Origin of the sequence: Thermodesulfobacterium sp. TA1, assembly GCF_008630935.1 — a bacterium.
Lineage (GTDB): Bacteria > Desulfobacterota > Thermodesulfobacteria > Thermodesulfobacteriales > Thermodesulfobacteriaceae > Thermodesulfobacterium.
In genome coordinates, this window is record NZ_CP043908.1 from 600,688 (window position 1) to 622,404 (window position 21,717).

The 21,717-nt window shown below is 35.3% G+C and carries 17 protein-coding genes; 12 read left to right on the top strand and 5 right to left on the bottom strand.

From position 1 onward, the window contains the following. The first annotated feature begins 28 nt into the window (after positions 1-28). The gene (locus F1847_RS03190) at positions 29-670 is read left to right on the top strand and encodes an energy transducer TonB (protein WP_168194250.1); all 642 of its coding nucleotides are present in this window, start codon (positions 29-31) and stop codon (positions 668-670) included. Between the two features lie 45 nt (positions 671-715). Continuing rightward, positions 716-1,915: a pyridoxal phosphate-dependent aminotransferase gene (locus tag F1847_RS03195; RefSeq protein ID WP_150071660.1), complete on the top strand. Its 1,200-nt coding sequence runs from the start codon at positions 716-718 to the stop codon at positions 1,913-1,915. A 3-nt stretch (positions 1,916-1,918) separates the two neighbouring features. Here F1847_RS03195 and F1847_RS03200 read toward each other — a convergent pair whose 3' ends face one another. Next, positions 1,919-2,332, bottom strand: a complete 414-nt coding sequence (locus F1847_RS03200; protein WP_206202424.1) for a glycine zipper family protein — start codon at positions 2,330-2,332, stop codon at positions 1,919-1,921. Positions 2,333-2,720: 388 nt separating this feature from the next. Between F1847_RS03200 and F1847_RS03205 the strand changes: the two genes are divergently transcribed. The 5 genes from F1847_RS03205 to lptE all read left to right on the top strand — a co-directional run bounded on the left by F1847_RS03205 (position 2,721) and on the right by lptE (position 9,710). Further along, positions 2,721-5,087 (top strand): Lon protease family protein, encoded by a 2,367-nt coding sequence (locus F1847_RS03205; protein WP_150071661.1) that lies wholly within the window; start codon positions 2,721-2,723, stop codon positions 5,085-5,087. A 121-nt stretch (positions 5,088-5,208) separates the two neighbouring features. Continuing rightward, positions 5,209-6,435, top strand: coding sequence for an isocitrate dehydrogenase (NADP(+)) (gene icd / locus F1847_RS03210; RefSeq protein WP_150071662.1), 1,227 nt, complete (start codon positions 5,209-5,211; stop codon positions 6,433-6,435). Further along, positions 6,435-6,635, top strand: coding sequence for a ferredoxin (locus F1847_RS03215; RefSeq protein WP_150071663.1), 201 nt, complete (start codon positions 6,435-6,437; stop codon positions 6,633-6,635). The genes icd and F1847_RS03215 overlap by 1 nt, the downstream gene beginning before the upstream one ends. Beyond that, entirely contained in the window at positions 6,632-9,217 is a 2,586-nt protein-coding gene (gene leuS, locus F1847_RS03220; protein WP_150071664.1) for a leucine--tRNA ligase, read from the top strand. The genes F1847_RS03215 and leuS overlap by 4 nt, the downstream gene beginning before the upstream one ends. Next, a complete protein-coding gene (gene lptE / locus F1847_RS03225) occupies positions 9,174-9,710 on the top strand; it encodes an LPS assembly lipoprotein LptE (protein WP_150071665.1) in 537 nt (178 codons plus the stop codon). Before leuS ends, lptE begins: the two co-directional genes overlap by 44 nt. A 7-nt stretch (positions 9,711-9,717) precedes the next feature. Here the strand turns inward: lptE and F1847_RS03230 are convergent, their stop codons facing one another. The 4 genes from F1847_RS03230 to F1847_RS03245 are packed head-to-tail and all read right to left on the bottom strand — an operon-like array spanning position 9,718 to position 14,553. Beyond that, positions 9,718-10,299: an RNA ligase partner protein gene (locus F1847_RS03230; protein WP_150071666.1), complete on the bottom strand. Its 582-nt coding sequence runs from the start codon at positions 10,297-10,299 to the stop codon at positions 9,718-9,720. A gap of 36 nt (positions 10,300-10,335) precedes the next feature. Beyond that, positions 10,336-11,733 carry an MBL fold metallo-hydrolase RNA specificity domain-containing protein gene (locus tag F1847_RS03235; protein WP_206202426.1) on the bottom strand — a complete coding sequence of 466 codons (1,398 nt, stop codon included), beginning with the start codon at positions 11,731-11,733 and terminating at the stop codon, positions 10,336-10,338. Position 11,734: 1 nt separating this feature from the next. Further along, positions 11,735-12,526 carry a formate dehydrogenase accessory sulfurtransferase FdhD gene (fdhD, locus tag F1847_RS03240; RefSeq protein WP_150071667.1) on the bottom strand — a complete coding sequence of 264 codons (792 nt, stop codon included), beginning with the start codon at positions 12,524-12,526 and terminating at the stop codon, positions 11,735-11,737. After that, on the bottom strand, positions 12,526-14,553 hold the full coding sequence (locus tag F1847_RS03245) for a GspE/PulE family protein (RefSeq protein WP_150071668.1): 2,028 nt from the start codon (positions 14,551-14,553) through the stop codon (positions 12,526-12,528). Before F1847_RS03245 ends, fdhD begins: the two co-directional genes overlap by 1 nt. 140 nt (positions 14,554-14,693) lie before the next feature. On the opposite strand from F1847_RS03245, the gene rpsU reads away from it, so the two are divergent. From rpsU to F1847_RS03270, 5 genes are all read left to right on the top strand, one after another. Next, a complete protein-coding gene (rpsU, locus tag F1847_RS03250) occupies positions 14,694-14,906 on the top strand; it encodes a 30S ribosomal protein S21 (RefSeq protein ID WP_028841050.1) in 213 nt (70 codons plus the stop codon). Between the two features lie 29 nt (positions 14,907-14,935). After that, complete coding sequence (locus tag F1847_RS03255) at positions 14,936-17,236, top strand: endonuclease MutS2 (protein ID WP_150071669.1); 2,301 nt, start codon at positions 14,936-14,938, stop codon at positions 17,234-17,236. 170 nt (positions 17,237-17,406) lie between these two features. Next, positions 17,407-19,170 (top strand): DNA primase, encoded by a 1,764-nt coding sequence (gene dnaG / locus F1847_RS03260; protein ID WP_150071670.1) that lies wholly within the window; start codon positions 17,407-17,409, stop codon positions 19,168-19,170. An 11-nt stretch (positions 19,171-19,181) separates the two neighbouring features. Then, positions 19,182-20,723 (top strand): sigma-70 family RNA polymerase sigma factor, encoded by a 1,542-nt coding sequence (locus F1847_RS03265; RefSeq protein ID WP_150071671.1) that lies wholly within the window; start codon positions 19,182-19,184, stop codon positions 20,721-20,723. A 3-nt stretch (positions 20,724-20,726) separates the two neighbouring features. Further along, the gene (locus F1847_RS03270; RefSeq protein ID WP_150071672.1) at positions 20,727-21,701 is read left to right on the top strand and encodes an Lrp/AsnC family transcriptional regulator; all 975 of its coding nucleotides are present in this window, start codon (positions 20,727-20,729) and stop codon (positions 21,699-21,701) included. Positions 21,702-21,717 lie beyond the last annotated feature (16 nt).

Sequence of the window (21,717 nt, forward strand, 5' to 3'; positions counted from 1 at the left end):
ACCCTTAAAAGTAAAGGTGCTTTCTGAGATGGTAAATTCAGAAAGCTTTTCTTCGCACACAGCACTTAAAAGCTTAGAAGAAATTCAGTTTAATCAGCCTGAACCTTTGGCTAAGGGAGCTTCTTTTAAAAGAGAAGAAACCCTTGGTAGAAGGGAGGTTAAGGAAGAGAAATTATTAGAAGAAAGAATAGCCCAAATAGCTAAAGCTAAGCAAAAAGGGTTAGATCTTTCTAAGGAGGAAATAGGTCTTTTAAACCGAAAGCTTGCAAGCTTAAAACAAGGTGGAGGGGCAGTTGAGGATAAAGCTTCTCTCAAAGGACCTAAAGAGAAATCCGAGGTAGGAGGGTCATCTTTAGGACAAGTTGGACATGGGACCAAAGGAGGGCAGTCTTTAAGTTCAGAGTATTTGTTTTTGATAAAAAGAAAATTACAGAATCACTTTGAAATCCCTATTTATCTTAAAAATCAAAAAGACCTAACAGCCATGGTGAAGATAAACATCGCTCCTGATGGAAAGATCTTAAGTTATACCTTTTTAAAAAAATCTTCGGTTAATGATTTTAATGTTGCAGTAGAAAGATGTTTAAAAAGCGCCTCACCTTTACCGATTGATAGACCTGTTCAGGTGGTTGTAGAATTTAGAGGAGAAGGGGTTGGCAAACTTCAGTAAATTTTTTAAAATAGTTTTTACCATAATTTGAAAGGGGGAAACATTATGTTAAAACTTTCTGAAAGAGCTAAAAATTTAAAACCTTCTGCTACTTTAGCGGTAGACGCTAAAGCTAAAGCCTTAAAAGCCCAAGGGGTTGATGTTATCAATCTTTCTGCTGGGGAGCCAGATTTTGATACCCCTTCTTATATTAAAGAAAGTTGTAAAAAGGCTTTAGACGAAGGTTTTACTAAATATATACCAACCTATGGACTTTTAACCCTAAGAAAGGCTATTTGTTATAGGATAAAAGAAGACTATGGATTTGATTATACTCCAGAGGAGGTTTTGGTTACTACAGGAGCTAAGCAGGCTATTTTTAATCTTCTTTTAGCCTTGGTAGACAAAGGAGATGAGGTATTAATCCTTTCTCCTTATTGGGTTTCTTATCCTGCGATGGTTGAGCTTGCAGGTGGTATACCTAAGTTTATCCCTTCTGACATGGATAACCGTTTTGAGCCTTCTATCGCTGACATAGAAGCCGCTATTACCCCTAATACCGTAGGTATCATTCTCAACAGTCCTTCAAACCCAACAGGTTGTATTTACTCTGATAAGTTTTTAAAAGAGCTTTCTGAGGTATTAAAAAGAACCAACCTTTGGGTGTTAAGTGATGATATTTACGACAAACTAAGGTTTGATTTTGCCAAACCTAAAAATATTTTATCTGTGGCCCCGAATTTAAGAGATAGGGTTTTTTTGGTAAACGGGGTTTCTAAAACTTATGCTATGACAGGTTGGAGAATAGGTTGGTTGGTTGGTCCTAAGGAAATTATAAAGATTTGTGCTAATATTCAGGGACAGAGCACCTCACATGCTACTAATTTTGCCCAAAAAGCCTGCGAAATAGCCCTTACTTCATCTCAAGAAGAGGTAGAAAAAATGTGCCGTATTTTTGCACAGAGGGCAAAGGTGCTTTGTGAGGAACTTAAAAAGATCCCAGGTATAAAGTTTTTAGAGCCGCAGGGGGCTTTTTATCTATTTGCCGATGTTTCTGCTTATTACAAGAAAAAAACTAAGGAAGGTAAAGAAATAAATGGTTCTTTGGACTTGGCAGAATATCTTTTAGATGAAGCCAAGGTAGCTGTGGTTCCTGGGATTGCCTTCGGAGACGACCGGTTTGTAAGGGTTTCTTTTGCTATCTCAGAAGAAAAGTTAAAAGAGGCCTGCCAAAGAATAAAGCAGGCCTTGGCAGAACTAAACTAAGGGTTAATTACAAACCAATTTGGTTTCTTCTTTAACTAAATTACCGTACTCGTAATATTGTACTTTTACTTCTTCACAATTATCTTTTTTACCTACAGGAGTAGCATAAACCCTTTGAACTTTATCTTCGCTTACATATTCTACAGGTTTTCCTGTGGTTGCTGCTTCAGTAGCTGCCTTGTTCATGATACTTCCAGCTGTTCCTCCGATAACCCCACCGATAACCCCACCTATAACCGCCCCTCTCCAACGGTTGTTTTTATCTATCAAAGCCCCGATAACCGCCCCGGCTACCGCCCCAATGGTTGCTCCTTCTTTGGTTTTTTGACTGGTTTCAGGCACACAACCTGTAAACAAAAACCCGATAAAAAAAAACAATACCAAAAAGCTTACATACTGCATAAGTTTGTTTTTCATAAGAATACCTCCTACTATTTTTGAATTAATCTACCTTTTTAAAAGGTAATCCATATTCTTTTTAAGTCAACCAACAAAAGTATAATGTGCTATCCTTTCAACTTAAAATTACAAAAACACTATGAGGCTCAGAAAACTTTCAAGAATAAACTAAAGGATAGACATGGAATTAGACTTAACTATGAGAATCTGCGGTAATTTTGCAATAAAAGAAGGAACTTTATAAATCGATAATAAAGAAAAGGTTTAGTCGATGAGATTAGCAACCCTTGATGTGGTTAGTTTCTATCGTATAAGAGATAGATAGAAATGTATATAGAAGGTTAATTAGGATAATCTTTACAAAAGGCTTGCCTTTTTAGATTTTTTATTTTAAAATCTTACCATTATGGGCTGGAAAAAGGTAGAAAAAGAGGATCTTAGAATAAAGGTAGAGTTTTCCTCTGGCACAGAGGATATTAAACCTGAGGAGTGTTATTTTAGACAGAAAAGGGTCGAAAAGACCTTTGACCTTGCTTTAAACATAGATCAAGAAGACTATAATGTTTATGTCTGTGGCCCCAATGGTATCGGAAGAAGTCGTTATACCCTGAAGAGATTAAAAGAGATAGCCTCTTCTAAACCTACCCCAAAAGACATCTGTTATGTAAACAACTTTCAAGACCCTTATAAACCCAAAGTTCTAATTTTACCTTCTGGGTATGGAAAAAAGTTTGCTAATCATATAGAAAACATTTTAGAATTTTTAAAAAGAGAAACCTTTAAGGCCTTCGAAGGTAAAGAGTATGAGGAAGAGTTAAACGTCCTTACTAAAGAGATAGATTCTCAGAAAGAGAAAATTATAAATCAATTAGTAGAAGAAGCTAAGTCTTATAACTTAATGGTGCTTTTTGGTCCTGAGGGAGTAAGGTTGATGCCTCTTTTTAGGGTACAAGCCCCTGTTTCTCAGGAAGAACTTTTAAACAATCCTCAACTTAGAGAAGAGTATCACAAAAACCTTGAGGCTTTTGAACCTAAGTTTAGAGATTATTTGAGGAAATTAAGAGAACTTGACAATCTCTTAGGAGAAAACCTTTTAAAACTGCGCCAGAAAATAGCCGAAAATTTGATTGATAAAGCTTGTAAACCCTTAGAAGAGGAATTTTCTGAGGTAGAGGGTTTCCAAGAATACTTGCGTAGTTTAAAACAAGAGTTGGTTAAGAACATTCAAATATTTATAGACTGGGAAAAACTTAAAGGTAATGTAATGATTCAAAACAACATCAACCGCGCGTTAAACATGTTTAGGGTAAACGTGCTGGTTGATAACTCCCAAACCCAAGGTGCTCCGGTTATTTATGAAAGGATACCTACCCTTAAAGGTCTTTTTGGACAGATAAACTACAAGGCAGAGATGGGTATTCTTTATGCCGACCATCTAAGCTTAGCTCCAGGTATCCTTCATAAGGCCAACGGAGGGTATGTAATTCTTGACCTTTGGGAGGTTTTAAAAAATCCTTATGTATGGATCCTCTTAAAAAGAACCCTTCTTCATAAAGAATTACACCTTATGGGAGGGATGATAGAGGAGATACCAGTTCCCCATATAGGTATTTTGCCAGAACCTGTACCTTTTTCTGCTAAAGTTTTTTTAATAGGAGACCCTTATCTTTATCAGCTTCTTATGTTCTATGACCCTGAATTTCCTCAGCTTTTTAAGCTTAAAGCAGAGTTTGAGCCAGTAGTTTCTATAGATGAAGAAGTAATCTCTCTTTTTCCCAAGGTAGTAAAAAAAATAATAGACGAAGAAAAATTGAAAAACCTTGATAGCTCAGGACTTAGCGAACTTTTTAGGTATGCCGTTTATCAAGCAGGGAATAGAAAAAAGATAAATTTGATCATTCAGGATTTGATAGACCTTCTAAGAGAGGCAAACACGTTTTCTCAATCTCAGTATATTACAGAAAAAGAAATAAAACAAGCGATTAGGGAACGTATTTATCGAGTTAACATCATAGAAGAAAAGATACGAGAATTGATAAAAGAAGGAAAAATCCTTATAGAGGTTGAAGGAGAAAAAGTCGGTCAAGTCAATGGGCTTAGTGTATATGTGCTTGGAGACTATAGTTTTGGTAGACCTTCTCGGATAACCGCCAATGTTTTTCCAGGAAGCCGAGGGGTGGTCAATATAGAAAGAGAAATAGACATGAGCGGTCCGATCCATTCTAAAGGGGTCTTTATCCTTTCTTCTTATTTTTATAATCGTTATAGCACTGATTTTCCTCTTCAGTTTTCCTGTACTTTAACGTTTGAACAAGCTTATGAACCAGTAGAAGGAGATAGTGCTTCAGCCGCAGAACTTATGGCTATTCTTTCGGCGGTATCAAAAATTCCTGTCAAACAAAATCTTGCGATTACAGGTTCTATAGACCAGTTTGGCAACATTCAACCTGTAGGAGGTATTAAAGAAAAAATAGAGGGTTTTTACCGAGTTTGTAAAGTTAAAAATTTCACTGGAAATCAAGGAGTTATTATCCCTCGTCAAAATTTTGATAATCTTCTCTTAGACGATGAGATTTTAGAGGAGATAGAAAAAGGGACATTTCATGTTTACACTGTAGAAACTATAGATGATGTTATAGAGCTTCTTACCGGAAAGAAGGCTGAAAATTTTCATAAAGAGGTTAGCAAAGGACTTAAAAAGCTTTATGAACTTAGTAAAGAAAAAGTAAAACCTTCTAAGAAGGTTTCTAAAAAGAAAAAATCTAAGAAATAGGTTTCTTTTTTAGACTTAAAAATAAAATCTTTTAAAATCAAACAGTTTATACGTTGTTAGTTTAATCAAGATGTGGTAGATTTGAAACAAACAAGACTATTATTCTGTTAAGGGGGAGGAGATGGGTAAAATAAAAATTGCTGAAGACTTATCGCTTATCGTGCCTGATGACCCAGAGATTCCTTATATAGAAGGAGATGGAATTGGTCCTGATATCATGAGGGCTACTTTAAAGGTGTTAAATGCTGCTGTTGAGAAGGCTTATGGAGGAAAAAGGAAGATTTTGTGGAAAGAGGTTTTGGCAGGAGAAAAAGCCTTTAAAGAGACAGGTAATTATCTTCCGGAAGAGACCTTAGAGACTATCAAAAGTTCGGTAGTAGCTTTAAAAGGTCCTTTAACCACCCCGGTAGGTGGAGGGTTTAGAAGTTTAAACGTTACCTTAAGACAGGTACTTGATCTTTATGCCTGTGTAAGGCCTGTGAGGTGGATTCCAGGCACCCCGTCGCCTGTTAAAAACCCTGAAAAAGTAAACATGGTAGTTTTTAGAGAAAATACTGAAGACGTTTATGCCGGAATAGAATTTCCTGCAGGGTCCCCGGAGGCAAAAAGATTGATAGAGTTCATCAGGGAGAACTTTGAAAAAGAAATAAGAGAAGATTCTGGTATAGGGATAAAACCCATAAGTAAATTTGGGACTTCAAGGTTGGTTAGAAAAGCTATTCGATATGCCTTAGATAACGGATATAGAACGGTTACTTTGGTACATAAAGGTAACATTATGAAATATACAGAAGGTGCTTTTAGAGCTTGGGGTTATGAGGTAGCTAAAACAGAGTTTGCTGATAAGGTAGTGTTAGAGGAAGAGATAAAAGAAAGGTTTTCTGAAGGTTTACCTGAGGGGATGGTAGTTATAAACGACAGGATAGCAGATGCTATGTTTCAGTGGGCTTTACTTAAGCCCGAAGAATATGGAGTACTTGCTACTCCTAATTTAAACGGAGATTATCTTTCTGACGCTTTAGCCGCTCAGGTAGGTGGATTAGGGATGGCACCAGGGGCTAACATAGGAGATGGGTATGCGGTGTTTGAGGCTACCCATGGTTCTGCTCCTAAGTATGCTGGGCTTGATAAGGTTAATCCTTCTTCTCTTATACTTTCTGGTAAGATGATGCTTGAGTATCTTGGATGGAAAGAGGCTGCAGAGCTTATATGGAAAGGGTTGGCTAAGACTATTCAACAAAAGATAGTTACCTATGACTTAGCTCGGCAACTTGAGGGGGCAAAAGAGGTTAAGTGCTCAGAGTTTGCCGAGGCTATAGTAGAAAACATTTATCAGGAAAAATTGTAATGATTTTTTCTTTAGAAGTAGACCAAGAGCTTTGTATCGGGTGCGGATATTGTATAGAGGTATGTCCTGAGGTTTTTAGTTGGGGGCCAGAAAAGAAGGCTTTAGTATATAATTTAGAAGGATGTAAGATATGTAATTGTATAGAAGCCATAGAAAACTGTCCTGTAAAAGCCATCTCTGCTGAGGAGGTGCCTTTATGAGAAAATATGATTTTTCTGAGATAGAAAAGAAATGGCAAGAACTTTGGGAAAAACATAAGGTTTTTGAGGCAAAGACAGCCCCCTCTAAACCTAAATATTATGTTCTTGAGATGTTCCCTTATCCTTCAGGAAGGATACACATGGGTCATGTGAGGAATTATACCTTAGGGGACATCTTAGCCCGTGTAAAAAGGATGAAAGGTTATAATGTGCTCCATCCTATGGGATGGGATGCCTTTGGACTTCCTGCAGAAAACGCCGCCTTAAAACACGGGGTTCATCCTGCGAAATGGACCTATTCTAACATAGAGTACATGAAAAACCAACTTAAAAAGCTTGGTTTTAGTTATGACTGGAAAAGAGAATTGGCTACCTGCGACCCAAACTACTATAAATTTGAACAAAGATTTTTTATCGAGATGTATGAGCGTGGGCTTGCTTATAGGAAGACTTCTTTGGTTAATTGGTGCCCTTCTTGTCATACTGTGCTTGCTAATGAACAGGTAGAAGATGGTGGTTGCTGGCGTTGTGGTACTGAGGTTACTTATAAAGAAATGGAAGGTTGGTTTTTAAAGATAACCGCTTATGCAGAAGAACTCTTAAAGGATCTGGATGAGCTTGAGAAATATTGGCCTGAAAAGGTCATCGTGATGCAAAGAAACTGGATAGGAAAAAGTGAAGGGGCTGAAATTAAGTTTTTCCTTCCAGACATAGAAGAGGATTTGATAGTTTATACCACTCGTCCTGATACCCTTTATGGAGCAACCTTTATTTCTCTTTCTCCTGATCATCCTTTAGCTAAAAAATTGGCTGAAAAAAAAGGATTAACCCAAGTTTTAGACAAATTTATAGACAAGGTTAGAAAAGAAAGAAGAGAGATCGAAGCTGGTATGGCAGAAAAAGAGGGTTTATTTTTGGAAAGTTATGCCGTTCATCCTCTAACCGGCGAAAAAATTCCTGTATACGCTGCTAATTTTGTGCTTATGGAATACGGAACAGGAGCTATTATGTGTGTTCCTGCTCATGATCAGAGAGACTTTGAGTTTGCTAAAAAATATGGCCTTCCTATAAAAGTGGTTATTCAACCAGAAGGGATAGAATTAAGCCCTGAAGACCTCAAAGAAGCCTATGAAAAACCTGGTATCATGGTAAATTCAGGTCCTTTTACAGGACTTCCAAGTATAGAAGGAAAGGCTAAAATAACCGCTTATCTTGAGGAAAAAGGTTTAGGTCGTAAAAAAACAACCTATAGGCTTAGGGATTGGGGGGTTTCAAGGCAAAGATATTGGGGTTGCCCTATTCCCATGATATACTGTGAGAATTGCGGTATCGTTCCTGAAAAAATTGAAAACCTTCCGGTAGTTTTACCTACAGATGTTCAGATAGACTTTACCGGTAGGTCTCCTTTACCTAATTTACCTGAGTTTGTTGATACCACCTGCCCTAAATGTGGTAGACCAGCAAAAAGAGAAACAGATACATTTGATACTTTTATGGAGTCCTCTTGGTATTTTGCAAGGTTTGCCTGTCCTGATTATCCTGAACCTTTTAACATAGAAGACCTTCATTACTGGTTACCTGTAGATCAATATATCGGTGGGATAGAACATGCGATTTTGCATCTACTTTATTCCAGGTTTTTCACCAAGGTTTTGAGGGACCTTGGTTATTTTAATCTCAACGAGCCTTTTAAAAGCCTCCTTACTCAAGGGATGGTTATCAAAGAAACCTATAAATGTCCTGTGCATGGATGGGTTTATCCAGAGGAAGTTTCTCCTGAAGGAAAGTGTTTAAAGGATGGTTGTGGGCAGGACATTATTGTGGGTAAGTTTGAGAAGATGTCAAAAAGTAAGTGTAACGTAGTAGACCCAGATGTTATGGTAAAGAAATATGGGGCAGATACTGTAAGACTTTTTATCTCCTTTGCCGCTCCTCCTGAAAAAGACCTTGAATGGAGTGACCATGGTATAGAGGGAGCTTATAGGTTTTTGAAAAGACTTTATAATCTTGTTTTAGAGTATGCTGAGGTTTTAAGAGAAATAGAATATACCTCCGAAGATTTTAGTGGGCTTGAGACAAGGTTAGTACCGCTTAGAAAAAAACTGCACAAAACCATCAAAAAAGTGTCTGAAGATTTTGAAAAAAGGCTTAGGTTTAACACAGGGATTGCTGCTATTATGGAATTCTTAAATTTCCTTCAAGACCATTTAAATGATTTAGACCTCAATAACTTACAGCACAAAAAACTATTAAAAGAGTGTTTAGAGAAAGTAGTGCTTTTAATATCTCCTGTATGTCCTCATCTGGCTGAAGAGTTATGGCAAGAGCTTGGAAGAAAAGGTTTTGTTTCTTTAGAAAGATTTCCTGAATATGAAGAGGCTTGGCTACAGGACGAGACTTATATTCTTGTAGTTCAGGTTAACGGAAAGGTAAGAGATCAGTTAGAGGTTTCTGTTGAGGCCACCAAAGAAGAGATAGAAGCGATGATAAAGGAAAGGCCTAAGGTAAAAAAATATTTGGAGGGTAAAACCATAAAAAATGTGGTCTTTGTACCTAAGAAGCTTATTAATTTTGTGGTTTAGCCTTTTCCTTTTTTCTTGTGGTTATAGCGTTTATCAACGGCCTTTATATCTGAAGGAAGAATGGAAGACTATTTATATTCCTCCCTGGAAAAACTACTCTTCTGAAACCTCCTTAGGTGAGTATGTAGCTTATGCATTAAGACATAAGTTTGCTCAAGGAAAGTTTTTGGTTCCTGTCTATGACCAAACTAAGGCAGATCTGGTTTTAAGAGGAGAAGTAAAAAAGATTTATTTTGACCCAGTCTCTTATGAAACCTTTTTGATTACTAAAGAAAGAAAGATCAATTTTGAGGGAGAATATCAGCTTATAGAACAAAAGACCGGAAAGGTTCTTTTAAAACGGACTATAAACCGTTATGAAATTTATCGTGTAAATCAATCAGAAGTAGTTACTTTTTTAGACCCTGGCAGAGAAGAAGCTTTAAAAGTTCTTTCTCAAGATTTAGCTGAGCTTATCCTTCAAGACATTATGTTTAATGAACTAAAACTTTAAACACTTTTTACCAAAGTTTAAACCCTTCTAAGGTTTCCTTTATGTCTTGCGGTTCAAGGTACCTTAGACCTAATTTGTCTGCCATGTTAAGGACTCCTCTATCTGCAGAAAGAACGAGGGCATCAAGCTCAAGGGCTAAAAGGATTATTTCTAAGTCTTCTTTACTGTCGACGATCCCTTCTCGTAAAACTTCTCTATATCTTCTTCTTAAAAATTTAAGAACCTCTTCAGGTTTTTTGTAGGTTGAGGCCTTCACTGCTTCTTCAGCTATCCTAAGCCCTTTGTTAATCCTATTTCTTAATTCTTCTATAAATTCATACATCAAAAAAGCAGGGATATAAAGTTCATACTTTTTAGGTGATTTAACTTTAAGCACAGACCTTGCTTTAGGCGGAAGCTTTAAATGGCTAAGCATTCTTTTTAATTCTTCAAACACAGAGCTTGGAATATACACGTTTACTTCCCCTTCTAATTCAGCTACCATTAGAAGAAAGTTAGTAAAAGCTTCTGAAGGGTTTTCACCAAATTGTTTGTAAACATCTGGATTAGTAAAAATACTTGTATCTGGTACTAACCTCTCTTTTTCCATGTTTTCCTCTTTTTGCATTGGTTTAGGTTGATGTTTTTAGTTCAATTCTATCTCCTCATATAGACTTGGAATGTATATTTCTGGAAATTTTTCTGGAAATTTTTCTGAGAGCATTTTTTTAAAGATCTCCATTTTTTCAGGTTCTCCATGGACTAAAAATAGTTTTTTCACTTGGTCTAAACGAGAGAGCCAGTCTAACAATTCTTTTTGTCCCGCATGAGAAGAAAATCCGTTTATCGTATAAACCTTTAACCTTACAGGTAATTCCTCACCTAAAATATGGATTTTTTTAGCCCCATCTACGATAAATCTTCCCAGGGTTCCTTTAGGCTGAAACCCTACGAAAACTAAACTGCACTCAGGACGATAGATGTTGTTTCTTAAGTGGTGAAGAATTCTACCTCCAGTAATCGTCCCGTTTCCTGCGATTACTATAGCCCTTGATTTGACATTATTTATTTGTTTAGATTCTTCTACGTCTTCTGTAAAGACAAGATAAGGAAAATCAAACGGGTCTTTATGGGTAAAAATTTTATAGGCTTCTTCGTCAAAAAATTCGGGATTATCTTTAAAAATTCTGGTAGCTTTGATGGCAAGAGGACTGTCTAAAAAAACTTGACACTGGGGAAGAAGCCCTTGTTCGTAAAACTCTCTTAAGGTGTAAAGGATTTCTTGAGCTCTTTCAAGGGCAAAGGTAGGAATAAAGACATTTCCACCTCTTTTAAAGGTTTCAGTAATAGCCTCTAACAACTCCTGTTTAGATTCTTCAAAGGATTTATGGTCTCTATCGGCATAGGTAGTTTCTATACAGAGAAAATCTGTAGGCAAAGGATAGTCAAAATCTCTTACGATAGGTTTGTTTTTATTCCCCAAATCTCCAGAAAAGGTGATCTTTTGTTTAGTTTCTAAGTCTTCTATCTGAACAAAGCAAGAACCAAGGATATGACCTGCATCTTTAAACACGATTTTTATTCTGTCTTTTAAAATCAGCGGCTGATCAAAATTTATGATTATTTTAAAAAAATTTAACGATTCTAACACGTCGTATTCGTCATAAAGAGGAGGGGGAGGAAGGTCTAACCCTTTTCTTACTGATTTTTTGTAAAGGGTTTTGTAGTGTTCTTTCATCACCTTAGCTGCGTCAAGAAGCATTATTTTAGCGATTTGAGCGGTGGGTTTGGTGCAGATGATTTTTCCTCTAAATCCTTCTTTTACCAGAAGAGGAAGCCTTCCGCAGTGGTCTATATGGGCATGCGTAAGGATAAGATAAGAGACCTCCTTAGGGTCAAAAGGAAAGTGGTTTTGATTTTTTGAGCTTTCAAATCCTTGGAAAAGTCCACAGTCAACCAAGATTTTGGTGTTTCTTATGTCTAATAAGAAACAACTTCCTGTTACCCCTTCTGCCCCACCGTAAAAACCTATCTTTATACTCATTTTATCCTCCCATGTTTTCTAAGTTTTTTATCCGCTGAGGATGGGAGTAAACATTAAACCTTTCTCCTCGTAAAAAGCCTATAAGAGTTAAACCTATTTTTTCTGCAAGCTCAACCGCTAAAGATGTGGGGGCACTACGGCTTATCAAAAAAGGTATTCTCCATCTTCCTACCTTCAGAACCATGTCTGAAGAAACTCTACCACTTACAAGGATAAGCTTATCTTCTAAAGAAAGCCTCCTTAAAAGAGCGTAGCCTAAGACTTTATCTACAGCGTTATGTCTTCCTATGTCTTCTGTAAAGAAAAGTAGGTTTTCTTGATCACAAAGGGCTGCCGAATGAAACCCACCTGTAGTTTTAAAAAGTTCTGCCATCCTAACAAAAGTTTTAAATGAATTAAAAATAGATTGAATATCAACCTTAAAATCAAAGGTTTGATAAGGAGGTATTTCATTTAGAAAACTGTATGAGGCAAAACAGCCTGAGGTAAGAGTTTTAGAAGGAAGGTCTCCTTTTTCATAGGTATAGATTTTAACTATCAGTTCATCGTTTTTTTCGACAAATTCCAGTTCTTCTGGACACCAAGAGTCTTTAATCAGATTTTCTGTAAGAATAAATCCTACTACCAATTCCTTAAGGTGCATCGGGGTTGCAGAAAGAGATAAAATTTCTTGGTCGTTAATCAAAAGTTTTATCTTAGTTTCTACTGCGACCAAATCTTCAAGCTGAGAGATTTCTCCGGTGTTTTTTACTTTAAAGATTTTTTTTAGTTTGGTCGGTTGGATTAAGGACATTATCTAACGGTTACAGCAAGCACCTGCTTTAAGGTAGTTTCTCCTTTTAAAACCTTTATAATACCATCTTGTTTCAGGGTAGTAAACCCTTTGTTGATAGCTAAATTTCTGATTTCATTAGCCGGCTTGTTTTTGATGATATAGTTTTTTAACTCTTCATCTGGTATAAGAAGTTCATGAATAGCTATCCTACCTTTAAAGCCCGTATCGTTGCAGTTTGGACAACCTACAGGTTTAAAGAAAGTAGCCTGGTTAATTATTTCATCAGTTAAAGGTTTGGTTGGATGATTTCCATACTCTCTTTTAATACGTTCTATTTCTTCTTCGTTAGGGGTGTAGGGTTGTTTACATTCTGGGCAAAGCCTTTTGGCAAGTCTTTGAGCAAGCACCCCAAGTAAAGCGTCTGCAAAGTTAAAAGGGTCTATGCCCATCCCTAAAAGCCTGGTAACGGTTTCTGGAGCGCTGTTAGTATGTAAGGTACTTAAGACTAAATGTCCGGTTAGAGAGGCTTCTATTAACGTGTGGGCAGTTTCTTCGTCTCTGGTTTCTCCTATCATGATGATGTCTGGGTCTGCCCTTAAGAAAGCTCTAAGCACCTTTGCAAAGGTTAAACCAATTTTAGGGTTAACCTGGACTTGACGAAGTCCTTCTTGTACGATTTCTACCGGATCTTCTGCTGTCCAGATCTTTTTATTAGGTTTGTTGAGATATTTTAAAGCGGCATGAAGGGTGGTAGTTTTTCCTGAACCAGTAGGACCAACCACTAAAATCAATCCATAAGGATAGTCTAAAATCTTTTTAAAGTTTTGATAGTTTTCTTCTGAAAGGTTTATTTCTTCTAAATTTTTAAATTCTATACCTCCTAAAATTCTCATTACTACATCTTCGTTGTTGTCTACCGTAGGGATGGTAGCTACCCTTATTTCAAACTCTTTACCTTCTTTAGTTCTAAATTTTATCTTTCCATCCTGAGGTAGTCTTTTTTCCGCTATATTAAGATTTGCCGTGATTTTAATACGGGAAATTACCTGTTTTTTTTGAGATTCAGGGATGGTGGTGTAATGGAAACATTCACCGTCCACCCTGAACCTTACCTGAAGCCCCTTTTTTCCGGTTAAACTTTCCCAATGTATGTCTGAAGCCCTTTTTTTATAAGCCTCTTCTATAATATAGTTAACCAATTGAACGATAGCACTATCTATTAACGCTAAATCTTCTGGCTCCTCTTCTTCTTGTACCTCTTCTATACCGATTTCTTCTGGTAAAGGAAAAGCCCCTTCTGAAAAATAGTTATCTATAAGCGAGATAATGTCTTCTTTTATCGCAAAGCTTAAAACTATATTTTCAGAAGAAAGTTGAAGAACCTTTTTAACCTTTTCTATGCTTTCTTGATCTTCGATGTCATAACATACAAGATAGATACGACCGGTTTCTTTTTCTTTTAGAGGTATGCAGAGACAATCTAAAAAAAACTGTTTTTTTATACCTAAAACTTGAGATAATTTAGAATAGTTTTGGAAATTCCTTAAGTCAAAAACAGGTATTTGATAGGCATTTTTTACAGAGTCAAGGATTTCTAATTTAGGAACTTTATATCGTTCTATCAAAAGGGATTCTATACTTTTGTTGGTCTCTAAACTTTCAGTATAAAGTTTTAAAAGTTCTTCTTGTGTAAGGTTGAGCTTTTTTAACACAAACTTGAGTTTTTCAAATTTTTTAAAAATCTGGAGTTTTTCTGATTTTTCTAAGTATTTAGGGTTAGAAGTAGAAATAAAAAGCTGTTTATAGAGGTTAAAGGCTTTTTGAAATTCATAAATTTTTTCACAAACTTGGGCAATCTTGTCTAAAAGAAAAATTTCTACTTCTTTAGTAAGTTGGTCCTTTTTTTGAAGAAGGTTTATTAGGGTATCTAAAAGCTCGTAAGGTTGAACTTTTAACTCATATTCTTCTAAGATTTTTTTAAAGACGATAAAATTGTTGAGATTAGCATAGAGTAAATCTTTTAATTCTTTTGTCGTCTTCTCCATACTTTCTAATTTTATTAGACAATTTTTAAAATACAACCTCTTTTGGATAATAATTACCATAAAAATTATCTTTAAAACCTTGACAAACTCAGAAAACCAGTTAGACTAAACCAAAATTTTAAAAAAGGAGGGGTTATCTTTTGGCAGGGATAGTCGTTAAAGATGGAGAGTCTTTGGAGCAGGCTTTAAAAAGGTTTAAAAGACTGGTAGAAAAGACTAAAATACTTTCTGAGGTTAAAAAGAGAGAGTTTTACGAAAAGCCTGGGGTTAGACGTAGAAAAAAGATGCAGGCAGCCCGTAAAAAATTGATGAAAAAGCTTAAAAAGCTACAGCAAAAGGTTAAAGAAAAATAAGTTTTATTAGCTCTTAAATTTTTAAGGTTGTGTTAAAATCTCTCGTCAAGCTTGAATGGTTTAAACTTTTAAATTATTTTTCTGAGTTTTTGGTTAGTGATTTTGCTAAACAAGAGGTAAAACAATTACTACCTAATTTTGAACCTGAAAAGGCTTATTTACTTCAAGAACAAACAAATTATCTTTGGAAATGTATAGAAAGAGGGGAAAGGTTTGACCTTTTCCCTCTTAAATCTTTAAAAATTCTGTTTCAAAAGGCTCAAAAACGTTCTATTTTCCTTCCTTTAGAACTTATAGAAATTAAACAATGGTTTAATAGTTTAAAAACTTTATCTGGAATCTTAAAAAGTTCTCCTTTTTCACGTTTAATCGGGATTTACCACAATTTAAGTTTTTTAGAGGAAACCTTAGACCGGCTGCTTGATTATGAAAGAAAGGGTTTAAAGGATAAGGCGTCCTATCAGCTTTACGTAATAAGAAAGAAAATTAGAGAAGCTTTAGACCTTCTCTATGTAAAACTTGATAAGCTTAGAGAACACTTTTTCAAAAAGGGATACTTACAGGAAAACCTTTATACTCAAAAAGAAGGAAGGTATGTGCTTCCTGTTAAGATTGAGTTTAAAAACAAAGTAAAGGGAATTTTACATGGACTTTCTTCAAGTGGAGCTACGGCTTTTATAGAACCAGCCTCTATCATAAGCCTTTCAAACGAGGTAGAAGACCTTCGTCATCAAGAGCAAAGAGAAGAATTAAAGATTCTGAGAGAGATTTCCCAGGAGTTGTTTTTAAAAAAAGAGGTCTTTTTTGAGCTTGAAGACCTATATTTAGAATTTGAAATAGCTTGGGGAAAGGTAGCCTTGGGAAGATTTTATCGAGGAGTTTTCCCTGAGTTAAAACCTCGAGGTAGTATTAAAATTTGGCAAGGGGTTCATCCTTTTTTGCTGCTGTCTGAGTCAAAAGAAAACCAAAGAAAAGTTATTAAAAATGACTTTACTTTAGAAAATGGACTTCTTATTACTGGACCAAACTTAGGTGGTAAGACTGTCTCTTTGAAAACCATAGGTTTGCTTTGCTTGATGGCGCAAACTGGATTTTTAATCCCTGCAGAAAAGGCTGAAATGCCTATTTTTCGTAAGGTATTCGCTGACATCGGAGATGACCAAGACATTTTTCAAGGAGAGTCTTCTTTTTCCTCTCATCTAAGAGGATTAAAAGAGATTTTAGACCAAGCAGATGAAAAAAGCTTAGTCCTTCTTGATGAACCTGGGAGAGGTACTGATCCTGAAAAAGGCATGGCTTTGGTAGCGGCGGTTTTAGAGGAGCTTTTACATAAAGAGGTAAAGGTAGTAGTTACTACCCATTCTCAGTTTTTAAAAGCTTTAGGTTTAAAGATAAAGGGATTAAAAGTAGCTACGATGGAATATGACCTTCAGACTAAAGAACCTACCTATCGGTTGGTTTACGATATTTACGGAGATTCTTTAGCCTTTGAACTGGCTAAAAAAATAGGCATTCCAGAAAAAATTTTAGAGAGGGCTTTAGAATATTTACAGAACAAAGAATATTGGGAATGGTATAAGTTATGGGAAAAAGAGTTTGAAAAGGTAAAACAACTTAAAGACTCCTTAGAAGAAAGAGAAAAATCCTTAAAAGAAAGAGAACTACATCTTCAAAAGCAGAAAGAAGAACTTGAAAAAACTTATATCCAAAAACTTGACCTTAAGTTTAAAGAATGGGAAACAGAATTTAAAAAGCTAATAGAAAAAATGGCTGCGGCAAAAAATGTTGGTAAAAAATGGGGCATCAAAGAGTTTGAGGGATTTATAACTAAAGTTTTAAAAGAAAGCCAAACCGAGGATGGTTCTATCCAAGAAGGAGACTATGTTTTGATAAAAGGATTTAATCAGAAAGGTCGAGTAATAAAGATCAGAGATAAGATAGCAGAGGTTTTATGTGGTAATCTAAAGTTAGAACTACCTTTGGAAAGGTTGTCTAAGGTTTCTGTAGAAGCCGAGTTTGTAGAAAAAAAACCACCTTACTCTTTTTACTCTAAAACTCAACCTAAGGCACCTAAAGATCTTAGGATAAGGGTCAATCTTTTAGGTTTAACGGTAGATGAGGCGTTAGAAATGTTAGAAAGAGAACTTAATCGGGGGTTTTTAGAAGAGGTCTCTGAGGTTCACCTTATTCATGGCCATGGTTCAGGAAGGCTTAGAGAAGCCATTCAAAACCATCTTAAAAATCATCCTTTGGTAAAAGAATTTAGGTTTGCAGATCCTGAAAAGGGAGGCACAGGGGTTACGGTGGTTTTTTTAGAAAAAAATCATTAAAGAGGATTTTATCCCTCTATTGCATATTTTTAAAAGTGTATTATAAAAAATTTGATGAAATTTTTTCGGTTTATTTTAATCCTTAAAGGATTACGCCAGATTGCCTGCCGATTACTAATTTTGTCTATTTTTAAGCTTTAAAAAAACGATAAAGATCTACAGAGGGGCCCTTGGAGGAACTTTTTGAAAAAATAAAAGAGGCTTACGATATAGTAGAGGTAGTTTCTAATTATGTAAGGTTAAAAAAGGTGGGAAGAAATTTTGTAGGAATTTGTCCTTTTCATTCAGAAAAAACCCCTTCCTTTGTGGTTAGTCCTGAAAAACAGATTTTTAAGTGTTTTGGTTGTGGTGAGGCTGGAGATGTAGTCAACTTTTACATGAAAGTAAATGGCTTGACCTTTAAAGAAGCTCTTTTAGAGCTGGCAGAAAAGGCTGGTATCTACATAGAAGAAAAGGTTTTTTCTGAAAAGAAGAGGGAAAATGAGCTGGTTGGCCTTGCTTACAAGGTAGCCAAGTTTTATAATCATTTACTTTTCTTTCATCCTGGGGCTGAAGAGGCAAGAGAATATTTTAAGGAAAGAGGTCTTTCTGAAGATACCATAAAACAATTTCTTTTAGGTTTTGCCCCTCAAGAAGGTAGGGTGTTAACCAGTTATTTAAGGACCTCTAAAGAGGATTTTAAGGCTGCAGAAGAGTTAGGTTTGATAAGGCAAGTGCAGGATGGCTCTTTTGTAGACCTTTTTAGGTTTAGGGTAATCTTTCCTGTTTTTAATCTGAAAGGAGAATGTGTTGGTTTTGCCGGAAGGACACTTCTTAAAGAAGATGAACCTAAATATTTAAACACTCCAGAATCTAAGATTTATAAAAAGTCAGAAATTCTTTATGGTCTTTATCAAGCTAAAGAATATATCAAAAAGGAAAAGACCTGTTTTTTGGTGGAAGGTTATTTTGATTTTCTTTCTTTATGGGAGGCAGGGATAAGAAATGTGGTGGCTACTTGTGGTACAGCCCTTACCACTTCTCATGTTAAAATTCTTAAAGGCTTGACAGAAGAAATTATTTTGCTTTATGACGGGGATGAGGCAGGAAAAAAGGCTATGGTAAGGGCTGTGTCTCTTTTTATAAAAGAGGGTATTTTACCTAAGTGTGTTTCTTTGCCAGAAGGGGAAGATCCAGATTCTTTTGTTAGAAAGGGATCTTTAGATAGAGCTTATTTTATGGAAAAAATTAAAGAATTAACCCAAGATGGGGTATCTTTTGTGGTTGCTTGTTATCAAGAGATGTTTAGACAAAATTCTTCTAAAGCCTATCGTGAAATTATAGAGGTTTTTCAAGGGATAGAAGACCCTATTTTAAGGAAAAAAATAGCTAAGGAATTAAGTTTTAGATTAGATTTACCTGAGACAGAAATTCTAAGAAGTTTAACCACAAGAGGTAGATCAGATAAAACTCGAGTTTTTATTCCTTCTTGTGATAATAATTCAACAGAGACTAAAGAAGATAGTTGTTTAAAAATGATAGCCCAATATTTGGTTAGTTATCCTGAAGATTTGGGAATTTTAGAGGAAGCAGGGCTTTTAAAATATTTAGAAGGCTGTTTTTCTAAGTATGCCCTTTTTTTGAAAAAATTAACCGAAGGTTTGAAAAAAGAACCAGGTAAGCTTCCTGATATTTCAGACCCTGAATTTCAAACAATCTTAAGCGACCTTCTTTTTAGCCCCTCTTTTGAAAATCGAGAGGAGGTTCTTAATGACATCAAGACTTTTATTCATAAATCTTTAATCAAGTTAGAGCTTAAAAAATTGGCAGAAAACATAAAAAATTTAGAAACCATAGGCGCCAAAGAAGAAAAGGACCAATGCCTATGTCTCTTAAAAACAACTTTGATTAGCAAGATAGATGGGCTGAATAGGATAGATAAATTAACAAAATAAAGGAGGGTTAAATGAGCCTCCGAAATAAAAAAACTTTTTGTCTTTTTGAAGAAGAAGAATTAATTTTAGAGGAATTCCCTTCAGAAGATTTTTTGTTATCTGAAGAAGAGAAGAAATCCGGAGTAAAGAGTGAAGATCCAATAAAAATTTATTTTAAGGAAGTTTTTGCTCATAAACTTCTTACTAAAGAAGATGAAGTTAGGATAGGAAAAACAATAGAAGAAAAAGAAAAGGAAATCTTAAGTGAAATTTTTAACTACTATGCTACGGTTGCTAAATTTTTTCATTTGGTAGTTCAGTCAGAACGACATGGTAAAATGGGACTCCTCTTTAAAGACTATGAGGAGTTGCAAAAACGAAAAGAAGAGTTTGAGAAATGGCTTCAAGCCCTTAAACAAAATTTAAGCGACATTTTAGAGATTTTCTATACCCAAGAAAATAGAGAATTTTTGGTTGAAAAGACCATAGAACTTATTTATCAAGTAAGACCAAGTAAACTTCTCTTAGATGAACTTTGCTGTGAAATTCTAGAAACCTACGAAAGAATTAACAACTTAAACCGATTAAAAAATAAACTGCAAAGCAAGTATTCCATCAAACCTATCACGATAGAGAGGCTTTTTTCAGTTAATGGGAAACAGATTAACTTTCCCCGTTTAGCCAAAAGGTTTTCTATAGAAAAAATAGACTTAGAAAAACTGATTAAAGAAGTAAATGAATATAGGAAATTTATTAAACACTTTGATGAATTTTTTGGAGAACCTTTAGAAAAGGTATATCAAAGCGGAGAAAAGATTGTAAAAGCCTTTCAAGTCATAAAGTCTTGTAAAGAAGAATTAGTAAAATCTAATTTAAGACTTATCATTTCTATAGCTCGTAAATACTCTCCTAAGGGTATGTTTCTTTCTGACTTGATACAAGAAGGTAACATAGGTCTTCTTAAAGCCATAGAAAAGTTTGATTACCGAAAAGGTTTTAAATTTAGCACCTATGCTACTTGGTGGATAAGACAGTCGATTACCCGATATTTAGCAGAAAATACAAGGACTATAAGGGTCCCCCTTCATATAATAGAGACTATCTATAAAATAAGTAAAATTATTTCAAACAAATTTTATCAAGAATATGGAAGAGACCCAACTTTAGAAGAACTTTCAAAAGAAACCGGACTTTCTATAGAAAAATTGAACTACATTTTTAAAATCATGAAACAACCCATTTCTCTTGAAACCAACGTTGGAGAGGAGGAAGACTCTACTTTAAGAGATTTTATAGAAGACCATAAGGCTATTAAACCTGATGAAATTGCTTTTAATCAAGACTTGTCAGAAAAAATAAGAGAATTACTTAAAGGTTTGTCTCCAAGAGAGGAAAAAATTATAAGGCTTAGGTTTGGAATAGGAGAAAGAGAATCTTATACCTTAGAAGAAGTAGGTAATAAATTTGGAGTTACTAAAGAAAGGATAAGGCAGATAGAAAACATCGCTTTAAGAAAACTAAAATATCCACAGAGGATAAAACTTTTAAAAAATTTTCTTATCTATGGCTCTTAGTTTATGGATGTTGAAAAAAAGATTCTATCAGTTATCCAAAAGGATTTTCCCTTAGAGCGTAGGCCTTTTTTAAGGTTGGCTGAAAAGGTCGGATTAGACGAAGAGTTTTTTTTAGAAAAGATTAGGGAATTACAGAAAAAGAATATAATAAGGCAGGTTTCCGCGGTATTTAACCCTTCTTTTTTTGGACATAAATCTGGACTTTTTGCCGTAAAAGCCAAAGAAAAAGATCTTTTTCAAACGATAGAGATTATAAACAGTCATAACGGAGTAAGCCATAACTATCTTAGGGACCATGCCTATAACCTTTGGTTTATTTTGGTAGTCCCTCCCGGAAAGGACCTTTTAGCAGAAGCAGAAGCCCTTTGCAAGACCTGTCAAGTCAAAGAATACCTTTTTTTACCTGCGTTAAAGGTTTTTAAGATTTCTACGGTTGTATGGATAGAGCCTTATGAAAACGAAAAAAACGATGTTTTTGAAAACCAACATCAAAAAGAAAGTAAATTTTCAGAAAGGGATGTTATTTTTGTTAAACATCTTCAAGAGCCTCTTCCACTGATAAAAGAGCCGTTTAAGATTATAGCTGAAAAACTGGGAGTTAAGGAAGATGATATTTTTTCTTGGATGATTAACATGCAAAATCAAGGAGGACTAAGAAGATTTGGAGCTTTGGTTAAACATGACCGTTTAGGGTATAAAACCAACGTTATGGTAGCTTGGAAGGTACCTGAAGAAAAAATCGAAAGTTTTGTTAAGGAAGTAAATCGTAAAACCTTTATTACTCATTGTTACGAAAGAAAAACCTATCCCTTTTGGGAGTACAACCTTTATACCATGTGTCATTTTAAAAATGAAGAAGAGAAAAATTGGATAAAAGAGCTTGCCCAAAGGTTAAAGATTAACGACTATCTCATGCTCAACACCTTAAAAGAGTTAAAAAAAGTTAGGCTAAAGCTTTTTTACGACCGTGTTCTTTAAGGTCTAATAAAATAAG